This window comes from Nocardia sp. NPDC004582 (assembly GCF_053602115.1).
This window is the reverse complement of sequence record NZ_JBSGCY010000260.1, coordinates 1-3,981: the sequence shown is the minus strand read 5'-3', so window position 1 is coordinate 3,981 and position 3,981 is coordinate 1. Positions and strand designations below refer to the sequence as shown.

Annotated in this window: 6 protein-coding genes; 1 reads left to right on the top strand and 5 read right to left on the bottom strand. The window is 68.0% G+C overall.

The genetic code is table 11. The features are described from left to right. The 4 genes from proB to rplU form a co-directional block, all read right to left on the bottom strand. On the bottom strand, window positions 1-805 hold an 805-nt coding region (gene proB, locus ACWELJ_RS33610; protein ID WP_452370098.1), incomplete at its 3' end, for a glutamate 5-kinase. Window positions 806-914: 109 nt separating this feature from the next. Then, window positions 915-2,369, bottom strand: a complete 1,455-nt coding sequence (gene obgE / locus ACWELJ_RS33605) for a GTPase ObgE (RefSeq protein WP_452370097.1) — start codon at window positions 2,367-2,369, stop codon at window positions 915-917. Window positions 2,370-2,568: 199 nt separating this feature from the next. Further along, window positions 2,569-2,835: a 50S ribosomal protein L27 gene (gene rpmA / locus ACWELJ_RS33600; RefSeq protein WP_040806195.1), complete on the bottom strand. Its 267-nt coding sequence runs from the start codon at window positions 2,833-2,835 to the stop codon at window positions 2,569-2,571. A 43-nt stretch (window positions 2,836-2,878) separates the two neighbouring features. Continuing rightward, window positions 2,879-3,190 carry a 50S ribosomal protein L21 gene (rplU, locus tag ACWELJ_RS33595; RefSeq protein WP_067828959.1) on the bottom strand — a complete coding sequence of 104 codons (312 nt, stop codon included), beginning with the start codon at window positions 3,188-3,190 and terminating at the stop codon, window positions 2,879-2,881. Window positions 3,191-3,496: 306 nt separating this feature from the next. Between rplU and ACWELJ_RS33590 the strand changes: the two genes are divergently transcribed. Beyond that, the gene (locus ACWELJ_RS33590) at window positions 3,497-3,655 is read left to right on the top strand and encodes a hypothetical protein (protein WP_452370096.1); all 159 of its coding nucleotides are present in this window, start codon (window positions 3,497-3,499) and stop codon (window positions 3,653-3,655) included. Window positions 3,656-3,767: 112 nt separating this feature from the next. Here the strand turns inward: ACWELJ_RS33590 and ACWELJ_RS33585 are convergent. Continuing rightward, window positions 3,768-3,981: hypothetical protein (locus tag ACWELJ_RS33585; protein WP_452370095.1), on the bottom strand; the 214-nt coding region annotated here is incomplete at its 5' end.

The following is a 3,981-nucleotide window of genomic DNA, read 5'->3' as shown; positions in this document are numbered from 1 at the left end:
ACTGCATGACACCGCGCAGGATCGGCGCGCCGTAGGTGGTGGGCGCGAAGGCGATTGCATCCGCGGCCAGCCGGGCGGCGGACAGCTTGGACGCCATGCCCCCGGTACCCAGCGCACCACCCGAACCGGCGATGACGCCGTCCAGATCCGCGCTGCTGCGCACCTCCGGAATGAAGTTCGCCGCGCCCTTGCGCGGATCCCCGTCGTAGAGGCCGTCCACATCCGAGAGCAGGATCAACGCGTCCGCGCCCACCAGGTGCGCGACCAGTGCGGCGAGCCGGTCATTGTCGCCGAACCGGATCTCTTCGGTTGCGACAGTGTCGTTCTCGTTCACCACGGCGATGGCGTGCAGCGACCGCAGCCGGTCCAGGGTCCGCTGCGCGTTGCGGTGCGGCTCGCGGCGGCCGAAGTCGCCCGCGCTCAGCAACACCTGCCCGACCACCCGGTCGTAGCGGGCGAACGAGGTACCCCAGGCATGCGCCAGCGCCAGCTGACCGACACTCGCGGCGGCCTGCTTGGTGGCGAGATCCTTGGGCCGCCTGGACAATCCGAGCGGGGCCATGCCCGCGCCGATGGCGCCCGAGGACACCACCACCAGATCCGAACCCGCGCGCATGCGGTCCTCGACCGCGTCGGCCAGCTTGTCCAGCCGGCCGGTGTCCAGGCCGCCCTCCAGACTGGTCAGCGCCGAGGACCCGATCTTCACCACGACACTGCGCGCCGACGCGATGGCCTGCCGCGCGACACTGAGCCCGTCAGCGCCGAGCGCCGCCGCTCCATTGGCCTGTGCGCCACTCGAACTCACTTGCACCACACCTCAATTCGCCCGCGATACCCACGCACCGTCGCACTCGAATTCACTGTTCGTCCGCAACGGCCGCTCGCCTCCTCGCGAACGGCCACGCGGCACTGTATTACTCGTCGTCGTCGGTGACCAGACCACGGCGCACACGCGAGGCGTGCTTGCGCTCGGCCGCGCCGATGCGCTCGGTCTGATCCAGCCGCGGGTCCACGCCGCGGCGGGTCATCAAGGTCTCCACGCCCGCGGAAATCGAAGGCTCCCAATCGAAGCAGTAATCCGCGATGGTCACCGACGCGCCGGGCTCCGCACCCAGCTTGACCAGCTCGTCCTCGACGCCGAGACGAGCCAGACGGTCGGCCAGGTAACCCACGGCCTCGTCGTTGTCGAACTGGGTCTGGCGCACCCACCGCTCGGGGCGCTCGCCCACCACGATGAAGCCGCCCTCGACCTCGGGATCGCGAATCACGCGGAAACCACTGTCGCCCTTGACGACCGGGCGGATGATCGCGCGCTTCGGCTCCGCCTTCGGATGCGCGGTGCGGTATTCGGCGACCATCTCGGCGAGCGCGAAGGTCAACGGCCGCAAGCCTTCCCGGCTCACCGCCGAGATCTTGAACACCGGCCAGCCGCGCTTCTCGAATTCCGGCAACACGAACTCGGCCAGCTCGTCGGCATCGGGGATGTCGGCCTTGTTGAGAATCACCACGCGCGGGCGATCGGCCAGATCACCCAGGCCGGTGTCACCGGCCAGCGCGGGCTGATACGCGGCCAGCTCCGCCTCGAGCGCGTCCACATCCGACACCGGATCGCGGCCGGGTTCCAGAGTGGCGCAGTCCACCACGTGAGCCAGCACCGCGCAACGCTCCAGATGCCTGAGGAAGTCGAGGCCCAGACCGCGGCCCTCGCTCGCACCCGGAATCAGACCGGGCACATCGGCCACGGTGAAGGTGGTGTCACCCGCGAGCACCACACCGAGGTTCGGCACGAGCGTGGTGAACGGGTAGTCCGCGATCTTCGGCTTGGCCGCCGAGAGCACCGACACCAGCGACGACTTGCCGGCCGACGGGAAGCCCACCAGGCCGACATCGGCGACCGACTTCAGCTCCAGAACGACATCGCGCTCCTGGCCGTCCTCGCCGAGCAGCGCGAAACCGGGCGCCTTGCGCGCCTTGGACACCAGCGCCGCGTTGCCCAGCCCGCCGCGACCGCCGCGCGCCGCCACGTACTGGGTGCCCACACCGGTCAGGTCCGCGAGCACCTCACCGTCGAGGCTCATCACCACGGTGCCGTCCGGCACCTTCAGCAGCAGCCCCTCGCCCTGCTTGCCATTGCGGTTGCTGCCCTCACCGGGCTTGCCGTTACCGCCCTTGGCATGCGGGTGGAAATGGAAGTCCAGCAGCGTGTGCACGTTCGGGTCGACCTCGAGGATCACGTCCCCGCCATTGCCGCCGTTGCCGCCATCGGGACCACCCAACGGCATGAACTTCTCCCGGCGCACCGAGGCGCAGCCATGCCCACCCTTGCCCGCGCGCACGTGCAGCTCGACACGGTCGATGAATTTGGACATATCGGTGATCATCCTCCTTCAGGACTTGTCGACTGAATGTGACGCCCCGGACCTCGGCCAGGAATGCCGGAAGCGGGGCTGTGAACAGCGCAGTGTCTGAACTGAACAGCTCAGTGTCTGAACAAAAAGAAGCGGGCCAGGGCTACTACAAACCCTGACCCGCTTCGGAAAGCTAGTGGAGCGAACTCCGGTGCGCCGGTCAGGCGTTCACCGGCTCCGGCACCACGATGTTGACGGTCTTGCGACCACGCTTGGTGCCGAACTGCACCGCGCCCGCCTCGAGAGCGAACAGCGTGTCGTCGCCGCCACGGCCGACGTTGACGCCGGGGTGGAAGTGCGTGCCGCGCTGGCGAACCAGGATCTCGCCGGCCTTGACGGTCTGACCGCCGAAGCGCTTCACACCGAGCCGCTGGGCATTCGAATCGCGACCATTGCGCGAGCTGGATGCACCCTTCTTATGTGCCATGTCTCAGAACTCCTCGTGCCGGGGTGACGAACCCCAAGTCGGATTACTTGATGCCGGTGACCTTCAGGACCGTCAGCTTCTGACGGTGGCCCTGACGCTTGTGGTAGCCGGTCTTGTTCTTGAACTTGTGGATGCGGATCTTCGGGCCCTTGGTCTGTTCGACGACCTCGGCGGACACGGAAACCTTCGCCAGCTTGTCAGCATCGGTGGTCAGCTCGGAGCCGTCAACGACGAGCACCGGCGCCAGCGACACCGCAGTGCCCGGCTCACCCTCGATCTTCTCGACCTTCACCAGGTCACCGACCGCGACCTTGTACTGCTTTCCGCCGGTCTTGACGATTGCGTACGTTGCCATCGGTCGGCTGCCCTTCTTTCTTTACAAGTGCTCGGCACTATGCTCACACGGCCGGTCACCCGGTTCACACCGGGGACCGCCGCAGACTGGTCTGGGGTATTCACCGCCGCCTCGGGCCAGTGGTTCTGCGAACCGAACCGGGCCCACTCACAGCACTAGTCACAACAGAGTGCCGTCGCAGGGGGCAGCGACTGACCAAGACTACAGGACAGGCCCAACCCCGACCAAACCGGGCCGAATCAGGGACTTCCGGCCGGGACCCCAACGACTTCCGGCACGAGAATCCGCACGACACCGCGGCATACCGTGAACTCACCCAGCGGCCCGGAACCCGAGAGCAGAGCGGCCGCCCAACCCGAGGACTTCGCCATGGCCTGGTCGACCGCAGCCGTCATCATCGCCCTGATCATCGCCGTCATGGTGATAGTCAGCACCTACGTGTCCGCCCGGTATCAGAAAAAGTAGAGCACCCGCCCACTGACGTGCCCGATGCGCTCCGCCGGTCCCCTGCTGCCCGCGACAACACAGTGGCCCCGCCGGGACTCGGCGGGGCCACTGTCGTCTCGCTCAACCGGGACTAGTTCTCGCCCTCCGGCGCACCGGCCGGACGGCCCGCGGCCCGGCGACGCGGGCGAGCCCGCGGCGGCACCACGGCCGGAGCCAGGTCGTCGAGGTTGAAGCCCGGCTTGTCGGCCTGATCACCGCTGGAGAGCACGAACACCGCGGCCTTGTTGTCGGTGGCCGGAGCCGCCGCCGTGCGCGCCACCCGGCGACGGGCCGGACGACGACCC

What these genes read in the sequence shown, in the direction of transcription:
- obgE (WP_452370097.1), bottom strand. Translation starts at nt 2,369, where the DNA reads ATGTCCAAATTCATCGACCGTGTCGAGCTGCACGTGCGCGCGGGCAAG.
- rplU (WP_067828959.1), bottom strand. Translation starts at nt 3,190, where the DNA reads ATGGCAACGTACGCAATCGTCAAGACCGGCGGAAAGCAGTACAAGGTC.
- rpmA (WP_040806195.1), bottom strand. Translation starts at nt 2,835, where the DNA reads ATGGCACATAAGAAGGGTGCATCCAGCTCGCGCAATGGTCGCGATTCG.